Consider the following 16,805-nt stretch of genomic DNA (forward strand, 5'->3'; position numbering starts at 1 on the left):
ACTAATGCTCGACCGTAGACTGATGATGCCCTCTTCCACTGCTTCTGCACTTTCTCATCATGAGCTGGCACGCCTTGCCGACCTCATCAAAACCTGGGGCCGCGAACTTGGCTTTCAGCAAGTAGGTATTACCGATACGCAGCTCGATGCCCACGAGCAGCATCTCAACGCGTGGCTGGACAAAGGTTACCACGGTGAAATGGGCTTTATGGATAAGCACGGCACCAAACGTACTCGCCCGGCTGAACTTGAACCGGGTACACGGCGGGTGATCAGTGTCCGCATGGACTATTTGCCCCCGGAAGTCGAAACCACCCGGCTGCTTGGCCAGCCCAGCAAAGCCTATGTATCACGCTACGCACTGGGCCGCGATTATCATAAGCTGATACGCAAGCGCCTGGCCCAGCTGGGTAAAAAAATCGAGCAGGAAGTAGGTCCCTTCGGCTACCGCGCGTTTGTGGATTCCGCCCCGGTGATGGAGCGTGCCCTGGCACAAAAAGCGGGCCTGGGCTGGTTTGGCAAAAACGCCATGCTCTTAAACCCCAAAGCGGGTTCGCTGTTTTTTCTGGGCGAGCTTTATACCGACCTGCCCCTGCCCGTTGACCCGCCCTATGAACGGGAGCACTGCGGCAGCTGCGACGCCTGCCAGACGGCGTGCCCGACCGGTGCGATTGTCGATGACAAGGTGATTGATTCGCGCAAGTGCATCTCTTATTTGACCATTGAGCTGCACGGCGCGATTCCGGTGGAGTTTCGCCGCGCCATGGGTAACCGAGTGTATGGCTGCGACGACTGCCAGCTAGTTTGTCCTTTTACACGCTTCACGCGGATAAGCAACGAGCAGGACTTTGCACCCCGCCACGATCTCGACCGCGCGTCACTGCTCAACCTATTTGCCTGGGGCGAAGAGGAGTTTCTGGATAAAACCGCTGGCAGTCCCATTCGGCGTATCGGCTATGAGCGCTGGCTGCGTAATATCGCCATTGGCCTTGGCAATGCCCCCTGGAACGAAGCCGTTGAGGCCGCACTTTGGGCACGCCGGGCTTACCCCAGCGCCCTGGTACGTGAGCATGTCGCCTGGGCGCTTGACGAGCAGCGCCTCAAGCGTGAAGCAGTTATTGCCACTAGCGCGCCTTAACGCTGCCGAGGCTTACTCTTCTTCGTCATGCTCGCCGGCTACGCGCAAGAAGGTATTGCGGTAGTGGGCAAGCTCGGCAATCGACTCTTTAATATCATCCATCGCCAGGTGAACGTTGCGCTTGCTAAAACCAGCAAGCGCACCTGGGTTCCAACGCTTGGCGAGCTCCTTAACGCTTGAAACATCCAGGTTGCGGTAGTGGAAGAAACTCCACAGTGCGGGCATTTCGCGCTCTAGAAAGCGTCTGTCCTGATGAATACTGTTGCCGCACATCGGTGAGCTACCGGGCGTTACGTATTGGCGTAAAAATTCCAGCGTTTGCTGCTCCGCACTGGCCGTATCGACGTTACTTGCCTTGATACGCGCGACCAGCCCCGATTCCCCATGGGTTTTCTGGTTCCAGTCATCCATACTGGCGAGCAGGCTGTCCGACTGCTTCACCGCAATGACCGGGCCTTCGGCCACGACGTTTAAATCTGCATCGGTAATTAACGTGGCGACCTCAATAATGCGCTCTTTATTCGGATCCAGGCCGGTCATCTCAAGGTCAATCCATACCAGCAGATCGCTGCGCGGTGCGGTAGTGTCGTTCATGCTTTTCTCCAAGATAGCCGACGGGTCGAGTTACCCGGCGTCAGTTAACAGGTACAATAAGTCTATTGTACCGAGCATCGGGTGGTCATGAGCAAACGTAAATTAAGCCGTCAACAGCAATGGCGGGTCGACAAGATCCAGGCCGAACGTGCCCAACGCGCTGAAAAGCGTGAAGTGCAGGATACGGATAAACTCGCCGCCGGAGAATACGGCGCCGAACAACCAGGCCGCGTAATGGCCCATTTTGGACGCACGCTGGAAGTACGCAACGCCGATGGCACCCCCGTACGCTGCCACCTACGCGCTAATCTGGAAGGCCTGGTAACCGGCGACCGAGTGATCTGGCGCGCAGGCCAAGACGGTTCAGGCGTTGTAGTAGCACGCGAAGAGCGTGACAGCGTCCTTAAACGCCCTGACGCCCGCGGGCTTTTAAAGCCGGTTGCCGCAAATATTGATCAGATACTGATTGTCTTCGCCGTGGAGCCTGCGCCGCACCCTAACCTCATCGACCGCTATCTAGTCGCCGCCGAAGCGACCGATATCGCGCCTGTGCTTGTGCTTAACAAAATCGATCTGCTTCCGGAAGACGGCGGAGAGTTAAGCAAACTGCTTGAGCGCTATCACAGCCTGGGCTATCCGGTGGTGCGTACCACCACGGCCAATGAAGCAGGGCTTGAACCTTTACGCCAACAGCTTGAAGGCCGCACATCGGTTTTCGTTGGCCAAAGCGGCGTGGGTAAATCCTCCTTGATCGATCTGCTGCTACCCGATGAATCGCTGCGTATCGGCGCGCTTTCCGAAGATTCGCGTAAGGGCACGCACACCACAACGACAGCCCGGCTTTACACCATGAACCGTGACGAGGTCACCGATGGTGAGCTGATCGATTCCCCCGGTATTCGTGAGTTCGGCTTGATCCACTTGACCGAGCAGGATGTGACCGACGGCTTTATTGAGTTTCATCCCTTTATTGGACATTGCCGCTTCCGCGATTGCCGGCACCGGGCGGAACCCGGCTGCGCTTTACTTGAAGCGGTTGAGGCAGGCAAGATTCATCCAGAACGTTTTGCCAGCTATCGACGCATTCTCGATAGCCTAGATGCCTGAATTTTATAGGAGCCGTCCATGAGCACCGAGCACCCGTCATCAGAATCAAATTTTCTGCCACTCATTGTTGAACCCGAGCAGCTCAAGTCCCATCTAGACAGCCCTGAACTGCTGATTATCGATGTCCCGGTCAACCCGGACAGCTACCGCCAGGGGCATGTACCTGGGGCTGTATATCTCGATTTCCGCTATTTGATGCGTGGCGAAGGGCCAGTGCCCAATGACGTTCCCAGCGTCGAGTTTTTATCCCAGCTGTTCAGCGCACTCGGCCTTACGCGCGATACCCATGTCGTGGCGTATGATGATGAAGGCGGCGGCTGGGCTGCGCGCCTTTTATGGACATTGGAGTTGATTGGGCACACCCGTTACTCTTATTTAAACGGCGGCATTCACGCCTGGCGCGATGCAGGCATGCCCGAAAGCACCGAGCAAACACTCCCTTCGCCTAGTGAATACCATGCGCAGGTTTTAAACCCGCAGGCGCTCATTACCTGTGATGAGATTAAAGCCAAGCTGGGTGACAAGCAGTTTGCGATTTGGGATGCCCGCTCCAAAGGCGAATATGACGGCGAGAAAGGCAATAATAAGCATCTTGGTCATATTCCAGGCGCGGTAAATATGGATTGGCTTAATGCCATGGACCGCACTCGTGCTTTGCGTATTCGCGACTATGCCGAGCTTATCACCGAGCTTGGCGCCATGGGCCTGACGCCAGATATGGAAGTGGCCACCCACTGCCAGAGCCACCACCGCAGCAGCTTTACCTGGCTGGTGGGTAAAGCACTAGGATTTAATATACGCGGCTATGCGGGCTCTTGGGGTGAATGGGGTAACCGCGACGATACGCCGATTGAAAAGTAACGTGGCCGGCCGTGCTGGTCCTACGTTTAACCACTGCTAAAAGTAATTAATGTGACGCTATCTCAAAAAGCTTTTTCGTTACTCCAGTACCCGCTTCCGCATCACGCCCTCTCGCGCCTGACCGGCAAATTTGCGCAAAGCGAGGTGCCGTGGCTGAAAAACGCGCTGATTAAAGCGTTTATCAAACGATTTAACGTCGACATGAGCCAAGCGCTTGAACCGGACCCGACGGCCTATGCCAATTTTAACGCGTTCTTTACCCGCGTTTTACAAATCGATGCCCGCCCGCTGGGTGAAGGTCTACTAAGCCCGACCGACGGCTCGCTTTCGCGCCATGGCCGCCTGCAGGAGGGCCAGCTGGTTCAAGCCAAGGGTCATACCTATTCAGCGCAAACGTTGCTGGGTGGGGATGCGGCGCTGGCAGAGGAATTTATGGGTGGGAGTTTTGCGACCGTCTATCTTTCGCCACGTGATTATCACCGCGTACATATGCCGATGACCGGCACGCTGCGCGAGATGATCTATGTGCCTGGACGTATCTTCTCGGTCAATAAAGCCACCGCAAGCTACGTGCCGAACCTGTTTGCACGCAATGAACGCCTGGTGTGCATTTTTGATTCCGAGCACGGCGCGTTTGCCATGGTGCTGGTCGGCGCAATGGTGGTTGCCGCCATTGAAACCGTGTGGTCTGGGCAGGTAACGCCGCTGGCGGGCGTGCCCCAACGCACGCGCTTTGACAATAAGATCACCCTTGAGCGCGGCGAGGAAATGGGGCTATTTAAACTCGGCTCTACCGTGGTGATGTGCTTTGCCAACCCGGTCGCGTTTGCCGATTATCCGCCGGAAACCATGGTGAGTATGGGCCAAACGCTAGGCGATTTTGCAAGCCAGCCGATACAGCGCCAAGCCTTAGTTTGAAGATGCCGCTACCCCAGCAAGAAAGATCGTCAAGCAGCGTTTCGCCCGCGCGTTGCACTGCGCCTCGTCAAGCTGCAGGTCACGGCCAAGCAAAGCATCGATATGCCATTCGCCTATCAGCATCCCCATGAAAATCCCGGCGGCCTCGCGTGGGTCTTCAATATCCAGACGGCCGCTGACAACCTGATCACTGAGATAGTTGGCGAGCGCCTGGCGGGTCTGATCAGGCCCCCGGGTCAGAAACAGCTCGCCAAGCTCAGGGGACCGCTCAGCCTCGAACGCCAGTCCGCGCACTAACCGTATCACGCTCGGGTTAAATATCAGCATCAACATACGCCGCCCTAATTCGTACAACACCTGCTCAGGGGCCTGACGGTCCCGCCGCCCTTCTTCGAGTACTGCCCATGCCGCGCCGATATGGCGCTCCATCGCCGCCGTAAATAGCCCCTCTTTATTGCCGAACTGCTTGTATAACGTCGCAAGCGACCCGCCGGCACGTGCCACTACCTCGTTGACGCTGGCGCCCGCATAGCCCTGCTCAAGAAAAACATCCCGAGCTGCGTCCAGCAGGCGCTCACGCCGCGCTATCCCGCGTGCAGTCAACGTAGCGCCTTCATTCTCAGGCCGTTCAGCGGTAGTAGAAGACCCTAATCGAGACATTCTTACTCCTATTCAAACCGTTTACTGACATATAGCTGTTTGACGTCAGCATCGTTTCAATTTTTACATATAGCGTGCTAACAAAGTAGCCATGTAGTGTAGCATTCATTACACTATAGAGCTTCTTTCCCGATGACCGTTCAACGGGATGACATGCGTTGAGGAGTTGGCCATGCGCTCAAATGGCAAGCAAAGCGAAACCCCGGATACACATCAAAGCGATACGCCAGTTGCACCCGCCAATAGCCACTCCAGCGGCAAACCCAAGCGCAAGATTCTGGCGGTGCTGGTGGGCGTTATCGCGTTGGCGGGGATTATCTGGTGGGGCGTAGGCTGGTGGCAAGTCGGACGCTTTATGGAAGAGACCGACAATGCCTATGTGCGCACCGACAGCGTGGCTGTGCGCGCCGAGCTTTCTGCGCGCGTCGCACTCGTTGCGGTGAACGACAATCAGACGGTTAAGCAAGGTGACCTACTGGTGCGCCTGGACGATGAAAGCTACCGCGACCAGGTGGCGCAAGCCGAGGCCCAGCAAGCGGTGGCGGCAGCCTCGATTGTCCAGTCGCGTCGCCAGGTGGAGCTTCAGCAGGCAGCCATCGATCAGGCGACAACCCAGGTCGATGCTGCCCAGGCCGATGTTGACCGAGCGCGCCAGCACCTTGAGCGCTCGTCGTCACTGGCGGCCAACAACTACGGCTCGCGCCAGCAGCGTGAGGATGATCAAACCGCGCAGCGCGTCGCTGAGGCCAATCTGGCCAGCAGCCAGGCAGCCGTTGTCTCGGCCAGACGCCAACTGGCCGTGGCAGAGAGCGATGTGATCCGCGCCGAAGCTAACCTGGACGCCGCGAGTGCCGATCTTGCCTACACTCGCCATCAGCTCGACAAAACGCGCATTCTTGCGCCACGTGATGGAGTGGTCGGCAACCTTCGAGTCGAAGTTGGCACTGTCGCGCAGCCGTCGTTAACGCTGTTGCAATTGGTGCCCATCGAGTCGGCCTACGTAGCAGCCAACTTCAAAGAGACCCAGCTTGAGCGAATTCGCATCGGGCAATCCGTTACGGTTCACCTGGATGCGTATCCTAATATCACCTTTGAAGGCATCGTTGACAGCCTGTCACCGGCGACAGGCACCGAGTTCAGCCTGCTGCCCCAGGACAACGCCACCGGCAACTTCAACAAAATCGTTCAGCGCGTACCGGTCAAGATCCGAATTACAGCCCCACAAGAAGCGCTGCATCTACTGCGCGCCGGACTTTCGGCGCTTCCTGAAATCGATACGCGAGAACTTGAGCCTAAGCTTGAACCTGAGCCACCGCGGGAAAATAGCGCACGGCTTGCCCACTCAAACGCCGCTAACGCTTCCCAGCAACAGCCCCAGCTATGAGCGAGGCAGCCGCAAGCCCAGTGTTGGGCGCCAGCGACATGCCACCCTGGCGGCAGCGAATTGGCTTTATCGCTGCCGTGTTTGGCATGTTCATGGCCATTTTGGACATTCAAATTGTCGCCAGCTCGCTTAACGAGATCCAATCGGGGCTTTCGGCCAGCGAAGACCAGATATCCTGGGTACAGACTTCCTACCTGATTGCGGAGATCGTGATGATTCCGCTCTCGGGCATGCTGATGCGCATTCTCTCCACGCGGGTCGCCTTTACCCTTTCCTGCGCGGGTTTTACGTTGGCAAGCCTTGGCTGCGCGCTGGCCACATCCATTGAGCAGCTGATCGTACTGCGCGCCATTCAGGGCTTCATGGGCGGGGCGATGATTCCGATCACCCAGGCGGTCAGCTTTTCGATCTTTCCCCGGCGGGTGATGGGCAGCGTTCAGGCGGTGATCGGCATGGTCGTTACCATGGCACCTTCGATTGGTCCGACCGTGGGTGGCTACATTACCGAAACCCAGAGCTGGCACTGGTTGTTTTTGGCCAACGTGATTCCCGGCATCCTGGTGTGCTGGGCGGCATGGACGTTTCTGGATATCGATAAACCCAATCACGCCATCGCACGCAGGCTGGATCTTGTCGGCCTGGCCCTTATCGCGGTATTTCTGGGAACGCTTGAGTTCGTGCTTGAGGAAGGCCCGGGCGATGACTGGTTCGCCAGCCGCCAGATCACCCTGTTTAGCCTGGTCTGTTTAGTCGCGGGCATCTGGTTTTTTGTGCGTACACTGCGCAGCGATCATCCCATCGTCGATCTGCGCGCTTTCGCCAACCGCAACTTTGCTATCGGCGCGGGGATGGGCTTTATCATCGGCATTGCCCTGTATGGGCTGGTTTACATCATGCCGCTTTTCTTTGGCTACGTGCGTGGCTACTCCAGCCTGCAAATCGGCCAGGTGATGTTCGTGACCGGACTTACCATGTTCCTATGCGCCCCCATCGTCGGCCAAGCCTCCAACCGTCTGGATCTGCGCGTATTGCTGTTTTTGGGCCTGCTGCTAGTCGGCGTAGGCACCATGATGAACGCCAACCTCACGGTAGAGTCAGGGTTCTGGCAGTTCTGCGTGCCACAAATCGTGCGGGGCATGGGTCTTATCATGTGCATCATACCGGCATCGCGGATCGCTCTCGGCACCCTGCCCCCCAGCGAAGTGGGTAACGCCAGCGGGCTATTTAACGTGATGCGTAACCTGGGCGGCGCCATGGGTCTGGCACTGCTCGACACCGTGCGTGATATCCGCGAGGACTTTCACTGGAACCAGCTAATTCCGGCTATCGATACTGGGCGCGATGTGGTGGGGGCGGAGATCGCCAAGTATGAGGCCATGCTGAGCGGCACGGTACCCGATGCCTACCACGCCGCCGTGGGGTTACTTACGCAGCGGGTTTCACAGCAGGCCCAGGTGCTGGCTTTCAATGACATCTTTACCTGGCTGGGCCTGATTTATATCGCTACGGTGCCACTGGTGTTTTTACTCAAACGCCTCAAGGCTTAGCGAGTAGCTAGGCCAAAAATTCAACAGTTGGGCGTGGCGAACGCCAGCACGTCTTCCAGGCGTGCTTTACCCAGCGCTAGCTGAATCAGGCGGTCAATACCCAGCGCGACGCCCGCGCCTTCCGGCATGCCGTGCTCAAGTGCGGCAAGCAAATGCCCATCAATATCGACCTCAGGCAGGCCCAGGCGACGCCGTTCGGCGTTGTCTTCATTAAAGCGCGCCCGCTGCTCGGCGGCATCGGTCAGTTCATGATAACCATTGGCCAGCTCAATACCGTTCAGGTAAAGCTCAAAGCGCGACGCCACCCACTCACCGTCGGCGTCTTGATGACGGCGCGCCAGTGCTGCTTGACTCGCGGGATACTCCAGCACCACACTTAATTCGTTCTGGCCCAGCTGCGGCTCAATCACCATGCTCATCAGCAAATCAAGGCAGGTATCGCGACCTTCTTTGGCCAATGCCCCGGCGGGCATCTGCCCCCGCTCTGAAGCCAGCGCACGCAGCTTTTCAAGCGAGGTGGTAAACGGGTCGACCGCCAGATAGGTGTGAAACAACTCACGATACCGGTAGTGCACTACCGGCCCGGCAAACGAAGGCAAAAGGGTCATCACCAGATTCGTCGTCTCACCGATCAGCTCGCCCAGCGCGAATCCCGGGCGATACCACTCGAGCATGGTGAATTCAATATTGTGCCGGGAGCCGACTTCACCATCACGAAAGCTTCGCGCCAGCTGGTAAATAGGCCCACTGCCTGCAGCCAGCAACCGCTTCATGTGAAATTCAGGCGAAGTTTGCAGCCATAAACGGCGCAGGCCTTTATCGGTGCGCGCCTGAGTAACCAGCGACACCAGATGCACGTCGGTGCTTCCCCCCTGCCCAAGCACGGGGGTTTCCACTTCCAGAACGTCACGCTTTGCAAAAAAAGCCCGCACGTTTGCCAGCAGGCGGGCACGCTCACGCAGCGTGGCAATGTCTGCACTGGGTTGCCAGTCAATGGCCATTACCGCCCCTTAAATAAAATAAAAGCCACGCAATCGCGTGGCAATACGGTAGTACACGAGCCATTTAGCGCGTAGTTATACTCAACTACGCACTGATTTGGCTGTGTGTTAAGCGCGAGACACGTACTCGCCGGAGCGGGTATCGATTTTCAACACTTCACCCTGGTTAATAAACAGCGGGACACGTACAACGGCACCCGAAGACAGGGTTGCCGGCTTAGAGCCGCCCTGCGCCGTGTCGCCTTTAAGGCCAGGATCAGTCTCGACAACTTCAAGTTCAATGAAGTTGGGCGGAGTGACGGAGATCGCCTTGTCATTCCACAGCGTAATCGTATAGGGCACCTGCTCTTTGAGCCATTTTGCGGTATCACCCAAGGCTTTCTTTTCAACGGCATACTGTTCGAAAGAGCCATCGGTTTTCATGAAGTGCCACATGTCACCGTCGGAATAGAGATATTCCATCTCCAGATCCATGACATCAGCGCCTTCCAGCGAATCACCGGATTTAAAGGTACGCTCGCCTACACGGCCGGTCATCAGGTTACGCAGCTTAACGCGGTTGAACGCCTGGCCCTTGCCGGGCTTGACCAATTCATTCTCGACGATCGAGCAAGGATCGCCGTCGAGCATTACTTTTAAACCGCCTTTGAATTCATTGGTAGAATAGTTAGCCATGTTGCCTCTCAGTGATCTATTTCAGTTAGCTATTACAGTTAGCGATGCATGGCAGCATACTTCGCCGCAGCGTGGATAGCATCGTCAAATAAGTGCGCGCATGATAACCCGAAGGAGGGCCTTTTTGCAGGAGAACATTATGATCGTTGCCTCGGATAAGCACGAGCGATTCAACGAAGCCCCAAGCCCGACGTGGCAACGGCAGCTTTCAAGTGCCATTCGCGACCCGCATGAGCTCTGCCAACGCCTTGGGTTAAGCGAGGCGTGGCTGCCTGGCGCTCGTAAGGGGCATCAACTCTTTGAAGTGTGCGTGCCCGACGCTTACCTTTCAAGAATCGCCCATGCCACGCCGGACGATCCCTTACTCCGCCAGGTGTTGCCGCTGGGTGATGAGGCCGTGTCAGCCATAGGCTATGTCACCGACCCGCTGGAAGAGGCCGAGCATCGACCCGCCCGCGGCCTGATTCACAAGTACGCAGGCCGGGTGCTGCTGATCGCGAGTCCCAACTGCGCGATTAACTGCCGCTACTGTTTCCGCCGCCATTTTCCGTATAGCGATAACTCGCCTTCACGCGCCGAGTGGCAGGACGCGCTGCAATATCTTCGTGATGCCCCCTCCATCCATGAGGCGATTCTCTCGGGTGGCGACCCGCTGGCAGCTAACGACCGTCAACTCGCCTGGCTGGTGGGTGAGCTGGAAAAAATACCCCACCTTAAGCGCTTGCGTATTCATACGCGATTACCGGTGGTGATACCTGACCGGGTGGATAGTGCACTGCTTGACTGGCTGGGCACCACGCGCCTGCAAAAAGTCATGGTGCTGCATATCAACCACGCCAATGAGATCGATCAAGCGGTTATTGATGCCTGCACCCGACTAAAAGCAGCAGGTGTCACGCTTCTCAATCAAAGCGTGCTGCTACGCGGTATTAACGACGAGGTCGAAACGCTGGCAACGCTTTCCGAGCGGCTGTTTGAGGCGGGTGTACTGCCCTACTACCTGCATGTTCTAGACCCGGTTCAGGGAGCGGCGCACTTTGATGTGCCGGATGACGAAGCGCGCACAATCGTCACTCAGCTGCGTGAGCACTTACCCGGCTTTTTAATGCCCCGGCTAGTGCGCGAAGTGCCCGGGGAGGCTAGTAAAACACCGCTTTAAAAGCGCAACTGGCTGATTGAACATTTTGAAGACCTTCTATTGCACAAGCTAAGAATTTGCGATGGGAAGGTTTTCAGAAAAGTAGATTTCCATCGAGACAGCGCCGCTATCCGTTTTTTCACCACTTGCTACTTCAATGGCCCGGGCATAGATGGCGCTCGGGTTCTGGGTAATGACCATATCCATTACGCCCTCGACCAGCATGCTGCGCGTATCGGGGGTTAGCCTATGCCCTATAAAGCATATCTCTTCGCGCTTTGATTCATGCAGCGCTCGACCAATTCCATCAGATGAGCCGCCGACATTATAGATCCCGACAATATCCGGATGCTGCTCTAATAAGCGGCACGTGTTGTGGTAGTTTTCGTCCCGGTTATCGTGGCCTTCCTGAGGTCCAATCACCGTTAAATGAGGAAAGCTCTCCTCAATCAGCGCCAAAAATCCCATCTCCCTTTCCATATGCGCGCGATAAGCGCGGCTCGCCGCCACAAGCGCCAACTTACCTTGAGGGGCACGGCAGAAGCGTCCCATTACTTTGGCGGCGGTACGTCCTGCGGCAAAGTTATCAATCCCGATATAGGCATGCCGGTTCGAGGTGGGCAGGTCAGAGATAATGGTAACGACGCGTTTTCCGGCATTCACCAGCTCATCGATCACCTGACGCACTTTGGGATGCTCAATGGCCATGAAAATCACCGCATCAGAAGTCTTGCCGTAGCGCCGCAAGGCCTGAACCAACGCCTCTGGATTGAAGCTTTCGATGAAGTGGCTGCGCACTTTAAGGGGCTCCATCGACTGTTCTGCCAAGGCTCTTACATAGGTATTTAGCCCGGTGAGATACGGATTGGTCCCCTGCGGCAATAAAAACACAACTTTTGAAAAAACTGGCCCCAGGCGGGCTTTAACCTCCTCTTCGCCTAAATAGCCCACTTTAACCGCCGCTTCCAGCACGCGATGAAGCGTAACGTTGCGCACGCCGGGCCGCCTGTTCAGCACGCGATCCACGGTTGCCGTAGAGACGCCGGCCGCCATCGCAATGTCGGGTATCAAGGGACGCTTTACATCAAAAACCATCATGAATTCCTCATTGCTTAAAAGAGCACCCCTGCCCTAGCCTATTGGTTAGTAGCAGGTGGAAAACACTTGGCTACAAAACAATAAAAAACAATCATGCCTGGAGAATAACAATGCTAGTTAAACTAGTTCGTAATAGCCATCTCGCTTTAATAGCCGGCGCCTTCGCGCTAAGTGCAACAAGCGTGACCGCACAGGAAGTCACTCTTCGCTACGGGCACATGCATACGCCCAACTCCATTGCGGGTATGCAGGCCGAATGGCTAGCGGACGCCATTGAAGAAAAAACGGGCGGCGATGTGGCCGTTGAGATCTACCCCAACTCTCAGCTAGGCCGCCTGCAGGAACTCGCCGAAGCGGTTTCCACAGGCTCCATTGCGCTTTCCCACAATACCGCGGGGGCTATTGGCTCTCTCTACGCTCCGTTCGCCGCCTTTGATACGCCCTACCTTTATCGCGATGTTGATCATCTGATGAAGGTGATGGATGTCGATTCTCCGGTGATGAGCACGCTGAACGAAGAACTGGCTGACGCTTCAGGCGTACGCTTGCTGTATGCCTTCTACTTTGGCACCCGGCATCTTACGGCCAACCAGGAGATCCATACGCCTGACGACTTAGCCGGTGTCAAAATTCGCTCGATTCCGTTCCCCATCTATATGGCGACCGTTGAAGGAATGGGCGCTATTCCGGTGCCGGTGGATTGGTCAGAAGTACCCACGGCACTCGCAACCGGCGTGGTTGAAGGCCAGGAAAACCCGGTCACCGTGGTGGTCAGCGCCAAACTCAACGAAGTACAAAGCCACATGATGCTAACGGGCCACATCAGTGCCGCACAGGTTATCGTCATTAACGATGATACCTGGCAGTCCTTATCCTCCGAGCATCAAGCGGCTATCGCTGAAGCGGCGCTGGAAGTACGCGAACGTGCTACCACCGCCATGCTGGAAGCAGAAGCCAATGACCTTGCGCAACTTGCCGAGGCAGGTAATGCAGATTATTGGCCCGGAAGAAGGCTTGGATGTAGATGCCTTTCGTACCCGTGTGCAAGCGCGAATTACCGAAGAGTTCGATAGCCAATACGGCGATCTCTATCAACTCATCAACGAAACGCGTTAAGCCATGAACGGTCAAGAACCCCTATTAGGGCGAAGCCTTAGCCGGCTGTCCGAGATTTGTGTGGGTATTGCGATGCTATTGCTGGTGATCATCACCGTATTGGTCGTCGCTCAGGTACTCGCCAGAAATCTATTCAGTATTGGGCTGCCATGGGCGGATGAAGCCTCACGGTTTGCGGGTATTTCCATGGTGTACCTTGCGACCCCTTATCTGCTGTTCCACGGCCAGCATGTCGCAGTTACCATGCTGGCGGATGCGCTATCCGGCGTTAAGCGCACCCTGTGTTTAGCGATAGCGGAACTCGCAACGTTAGGCTTTTGCGCCCTGACACTTTACGGATTTTATCGCTTCCTGGTGCGTGCGGGGCGCTTTTCCTCGCCCGCCATGGGGATTCCCAATTTGTGGCTATACATGCCAGCGCTTATCAGCATCGGGTTGCTTGCGTTGATCTCACTCTATCGCCTGGGGCGGATGATGCAGCGGAGGGCTTTAGTATGTCCTTAACGCTACTGCTCATCTTTGCGGGAAGCTTGCTGATTGGTGCACCGGTCGCGGTTAGCCTGGGTCTATCAGCGGGGCTGGTGATTTTTTTCTACGACCTGCCGTTCACGGTCATGGCGCAGCGCGCCATTAATACGCTGGACAGTACGCCACTGTTGGCGGTGCCGCTTTTCATACTCGCAGCGTCATTGCTGGGCGCCACCGGGGTCACCACGCATCTGTTTGAACTGATGCGCATGGTGGTTGGGCGCATTCGCGGCGGTATGGCGCACGTTAATGTGCTTACTAGCTTGATCTTTTCCGGCATGTCCGGCGCAGCATTAGCCGATATCGGGGCATTGGGCGGGATTCAAATTCGTCAGATGGAGCAACAGGGCTACACCAAGCGCTTTGCAGCCGGTCTTACGATTGCCGCGGCGACGATTGGGCCGATCTTTCCTCCGTCGATTCCCCTGATCATCTTTGCCACGGCGGCTGAAGTTTCCACCATTCGTGCGCTGTTGGCGGGCGTCGTCCCTGCGCTCGTAGTGGCAGCGGCGTTAATGATACAAGTCGCGGTCATGGCAAGACGCTCTCAACTGCCGCGTGATGGTGTACAGCCAAGCTTTGCCGCCTTTCGTAGAAAAACGCTGATTTCTCTGCCTGCCTTACTCGCCCCGGTGCTGTTAGTCGGCGGGATGGTCAGCGGTTACTTCGGGCCAACGGAAGCGGCGGGCATGACCACTGCCTATGCCATTCTGATTGGGGTGGTTATTTATCGCACTTTAACCGTTCGTTCTTTTCTGACCTGCACCCGGGAAACCGTGTTATCGACCGCCAACGTGCTTTTTGTTGTCGCCTCCGCGGCCTTGTTTGCCTGGGTACTCACCATGGATCGTGTTCCAGCCCATGCAGGTGAGTGGTTACTGAACGTGTCGGATAATCCGCTCGTTCTTCTGCTTCTCCTGAATCTGCTTTTACTGGTTGTGGGCATGTTCCTGGAAGCTATCGTCGCGATCCTTATCATCGCCCCGATTGTGACACCCGCCTTGCTGCAAGCAGGTGTACCCCCGGAACAGCTAGGCGTGGTGTTCGTACTCAACCTGATGCTTGGACTGCTGACCCCGCCGGTGGGCATGAGTCTTTACATGGTATCAATCGTTACCAAGATGCCGCTTTCCTCGATTATTCGCGGTGTAGCCCCCTTCTATCTTTCCCTTTTTGCAGCCTTGGCGTTGGTCACTTTGGTGCCCTCTTTGTCCACCTGGTTGCCTAACCTTGTTATGTAGGAAGTGTCATGAGCCAATATCTTGGAGCTATTCGTCAATTAGGTTATGTGGTCAACGATATCGAAGCGGCCATGGAGTACTGGAACAAAGTGATGGGCGTGGGGCCTTTTTTCTACAACCCGCGCGTACCTATCGAGAACTATACGTATGACGGCAAGCAATATGACGTGCATAACTCGGTGGCCCTGGCTAACTCAGGCTTCATTCAGGTTGAGCTGATCCAAACGCGTAACGATGCCCCCTCCATGTACCGTGATTTTCTACAAGCGGGCAATACAGGGTTACAGCATGTCGCCTTTTGGACAGAAGACTATGACACCGACCTTGCCGCCATGCAGGCCAGGGGCTATCACGTCAAAATGAGCGGTGAAGTGGGTACCAATGGGCGTTTTGCGTATTTCGACCGTGAGTACCATCCGGGCACCGTTATTGAGCTTTCCGAGGTACTGGGTCCTAAAGGCAAAATGTTCCGCATGATCCGCGAAGCGTCCGAAAACTGGGACGGAAAAGATCCCGTGCGTCCTTTCCCGAACCTGAAAGAGGCAGAAGCATGATTCGCGCTGCCTATCAGATCGAGACGCCGCTTGATCCATCGCTCGTAGCAGAGATGATGGCCGGTGAGCAAAGCTCAGGCACCTTCGTCAAAGTAAAGGGCGAGACCCAAGCCATCAGAGAGCGCTTTGGTGCCAGAGTCACCCATTTAGAAATACTCGAAGAGCTGGATTCACCCAGTCTTTACAGCGCCTATCTGGAGCGCAAGGGTGTTAAAGGCCCGTGGAAAAAGGTGGCGGTGGAGATTGAATATCCTGAAGACAACGTCGGGGTTAATCTTCCGAATCTTGCCGCAACCGTTGCCGGGAACCTTTTCGACTTAGGCGAGCTTACCGGCTTACGTTTGATGGCGCTGCAGCTGCGCCCGGAATATCGCGACCGTTACTCGCTGCCGACTCACGGTATTGCCGGTACGCGCAGTACAACAGGCGTGGCAAATCGCCCCCTGTTTGGGACTATTTTAAAGCCTAATATCGGTATGAGCCCCACTGAAACCGCCGACCTTGTCGAGCAGCTTTGCGAGGCTGGTGTTGACTTCATCAAAGATGACGAAATCGCAGGCAATCACCCGTATGCGCCGGTAGAAGAGCGTGTCAGCGCGGTGATGCAGCGTATCAGGCAATTTAGAGAGCGTACCGGCCGCAACGTCATGGTCGCGTTCAATATCACCGACGAGCTGGATGCCATGCGCCGCCACGCCGACCATGTTCAGGCCGAAGGCGGCAGCTGCGTAATGGCGAGCCTTAACTGGTGTGGGCTTTCCGCGCTGCAAAGCCTGCGCGCCTCAACGCCGCTCGCCATTCACGGCCACCGTAACGGGTTTGGCGCCTTCGCACGCCATCCTGCTTTAGGCATTGATTTTTCCGCCTATCAAACGCTTTACCGCCTGGCGGGCATTGACCACATGCACGTCCATGGCATGGGCGGAAAATTTGCCGATCAAACCGATGAAGTAGCCCACGCCGCCAAGCTTTCGCTCACCGCGCTAGGCGATACGGATGATCGCGTGATGCCGGTGTTTTCCTCTGGTCAGTGGGCAGGCACCCTGCCACTCACCTGCACTAAAATCCAAAGCGCTGACTTTATGTTTTTAGCCGGCGGCGGCATCCTGGCGCATCCTGACGGCGTGGCTGCGGGTGTGGCAAGTCTTCAGGAGGCCTGGCAAAGCATTGAAGCAGGTACGCCGCTTGAGTGCGCCAATCGCCCGGCGCTTGCCAGGGCGCTCGACTTCTTCGGTGAGCGCTAGG

At 56.3% G+C, this 16,805-nt stretch carries 17 protein-coding genes; 12 read left to right on the plus strand and 5 right to left on the minus strand.

All coding sequences use genetic code 11. The features are described 5' to 3' along the window. The first annotated feature begins 4 nt into the window (after positions 1-4). On the plus strand, positions 5-1,138 hold the full coding sequence (queG, locus tag INT33_RS01790) for a tRNA epoxyqueuosine(34) reductase QueG (protein ID WP_225736056.1): 1,134 nt from the start codon (positions 5-7) through the stop codon (positions 1,136-1,138). Positions 1,139-1,150: 12 nt separating this feature from the next. Here the strand turns inward: queG and orn are convergent, their stop codons facing one another. Continuing rightward, positions 1,151-1,732 (minus strand): oligoribonuclease, encoded by a 582-nt coding sequence (gene orn, locus INT33_RS01795; protein WP_192537101.1) that lies wholly within the window; start codon positions 1,730-1,732, stop codon positions 1,151-1,153. Positions 1,733-1,819: 87 nt separating this feature from the next. On the opposite strand from orn, the gene rsgA reads away from it, so the two are divergent. The 3 genes from rsgA to asd are packed head-to-tail and all read left to right on the plus strand — an operon-like array spanning position 1,820 to position 4,618. After that, a complete protein-coding gene (gene rsgA / locus INT33_RS01800; protein ID WP_192537099.1) occupies positions 1,820-2,839 on the plus strand; it encodes a small ribosomal subunit biogenesis GTPase RsgA in 1,020 nt (339 codons plus the stop codon). An 18-nt stretch (positions 2,840-2,857) separates the two neighbouring features. Continuing rightward, a complete protein-coding gene (locus INT33_RS01805) occupies positions 2,858-3,700 on the plus strand; it encodes a sulfurtransferase (protein ID WP_192537098.1) in 843 nt (280 codons plus the stop codon). A gap of 51 nt (positions 3,701-3,751) precedes the next feature. Continuing rightward, complete coding sequence (gene asd, locus INT33_RS01810) at positions 3,752-4,618, plus strand: archaetidylserine decarboxylase (protein WP_192537097.1); 867 nt, start codon at positions 3,752-3,754, stop codon at positions 4,616-4,618. Here asd and INT33_RS01815 read toward each other — a convergent pair. Continuing rightward, positions 4,610-5,278 (minus strand): TetR/AcrR family transcriptional regulator, encoded by a 669-nt coding sequence (locus INT33_RS01815; RefSeq protein ID WP_192537096.1) that lies wholly within the window; start codon positions 5,276-5,278, stop codon positions 4,610-4,612. The genes asd and INT33_RS01815 overlap by 9 nt on opposite strands. Positions 5,279-5,450: 172 nt before the next feature. Between INT33_RS01815 and INT33_RS01820 the strand changes: the two genes are divergently transcribed. Both INT33_RS01820 and INT33_RS01825 read left to right on the plus strand, forming a co-directional pair. Then, positions 5,451-6,662: an HlyD family secretion protein gene (locus INT33_RS01820; RefSeq protein WP_192537095.1), complete on the plus strand. Its 1,212-nt coding sequence runs from the start codon at positions 5,451-5,453 to the stop codon at positions 6,660-6,662. Continuing rightward, a complete protein-coding gene (locus tag INT33_RS01825; RefSeq protein WP_192537094.1) occupies positions 6,659-8,209 on the plus strand; it encodes a DHA2 family efflux MFS transporter permease subunit in 1,551 nt (516 codons plus the stop codon). The genes INT33_RS01820 and INT33_RS01825 overlap by 4 nt, the downstream gene beginning before the upstream one ends. Positions 8,210-8,229: 20 nt before the next feature. Here the strand turns inward: INT33_RS01825 and epmA are convergent, their stop codons facing one another. Continuing rightward, the gene (gene epmA / locus INT33_RS01830) at positions 8,230-9,210 is read right to left on the minus strand and encodes an EF-P lysine aminoacylase EpmA (protein WP_192537093.1); all 981 of its coding nucleotides are present in this window, start codon (positions 9,208-9,210) and stop codon (positions 8,230-8,232) included. Positions 9,211-9,318: 108 nt separating this feature from the next. Continuing rightward, the gene (gene efp / locus INT33_RS01835; RefSeq protein WP_192537092.1) at positions 9,319-9,885 is read right to left on the minus strand and encodes an elongation factor P; all 567 of its coding nucleotides are present in this window, start codon (positions 9,883-9,885) and stop codon (positions 9,319-9,321) included. A gap of 139 nt (positions 9,886-10,024) precedes the next feature. On the opposite strand from efp, the gene epmB reads away from it, so the two are divergent. After that, positions 10,025-11,044: an EF-P beta-lysylation protein EpmB gene (gene epmB / locus INT33_RS01840; protein ID WP_192537091.1), complete on the plus strand. Its 1,020-nt coding sequence runs from the start codon at positions 10,025-10,027 to the stop codon at positions 11,042-11,044. 48 nt (positions 11,045-11,092) lie between these two features. On the opposite strand, the gene INT33_RS01845 is transcribed toward epmB, so the two are convergent. Continuing rightward, positions 11,093-12,121, minus strand: a complete 1,029-nt coding sequence (locus tag INT33_RS01845; RefSeq protein WP_193090956.1) for a LacI family DNA-binding transcriptional regulator — start codon at positions 12,119-12,121, stop codon at positions 11,093-11,095. 110 nt (positions 12,122-12,231) lie between these two features. Between INT33_RS01845 and INT33_RS01850 the strand changes: the two genes are divergently transcribed. Genes INT33_RS01850 through INT33_RS01870 form a run of 5 tightly spaced genes read left to right on the plus strand, consistent with a single transcriptional unit; the run spans position 12,232 to position 16,804 of the window. Next, complete coding sequence (locus INT33_RS01850; RefSeq protein ID WP_226940029.1) at positions 12,232-13,194, plus strand: TRAP transporter substrate-binding protein; 963 nt, start codon at positions 12,232-12,234, stop codon at positions 13,192-13,194. A 46-nt stretch (positions 13,195-13,240) separates the two neighbouring features. Beyond that, positions 13,241-13,741 (plus strand): TRAP transporter small permease, encoded by a 501-nt coding sequence (locus INT33_RS01855; protein ID WP_192537089.1) that lies wholly within the window; start codon positions 13,241-13,243, stop codon positions 13,739-13,741. Then, positions 13,732-15,006, plus strand: a complete 1,275-nt coding sequence (locus tag INT33_RS01860; RefSeq protein ID WP_192537088.1) for a TRAP transporter large permease — start codon at positions 13,732-13,734, stop codon at positions 15,004-15,006. Before INT33_RS01855 ends, INT33_RS01860 begins: the two co-directional genes overlap by 10 nt. An 8-nt stretch (positions 15,007-15,014) precedes the next feature. Beyond that, entirely contained in the window at positions 15,015-15,560 is a 546-nt protein-coding gene (locus tag INT33_RS01865) for a VOC family protein (RefSeq protein ID WP_192537087.1), read from the plus strand. After that, on the plus strand, positions 15,557-16,804 hold the full coding sequence (locus INT33_RS01870; RefSeq protein ID WP_192537086.1) for a RuBisCO large subunit C-terminal-like domain-containing protein: 1,248 nt from the start codon (positions 15,557-15,559) through the stop codon (positions 16,802-16,804). Before INT33_RS01865 ends, INT33_RS01870 begins: the two co-directional genes overlap by 4 nt. Position 16,805: the final 1 nt, after the last annotated feature.

Source organism: Halomonas colorata, from assembly GCF_014897985.1.
Taxonomy (GTDB): domain Bacteria; phylum Pseudomonadota; class Gammaproteobacteria; order Pseudomonadales; family Halomonadaceae; genus Vreelandella; species Vreelandella colorata.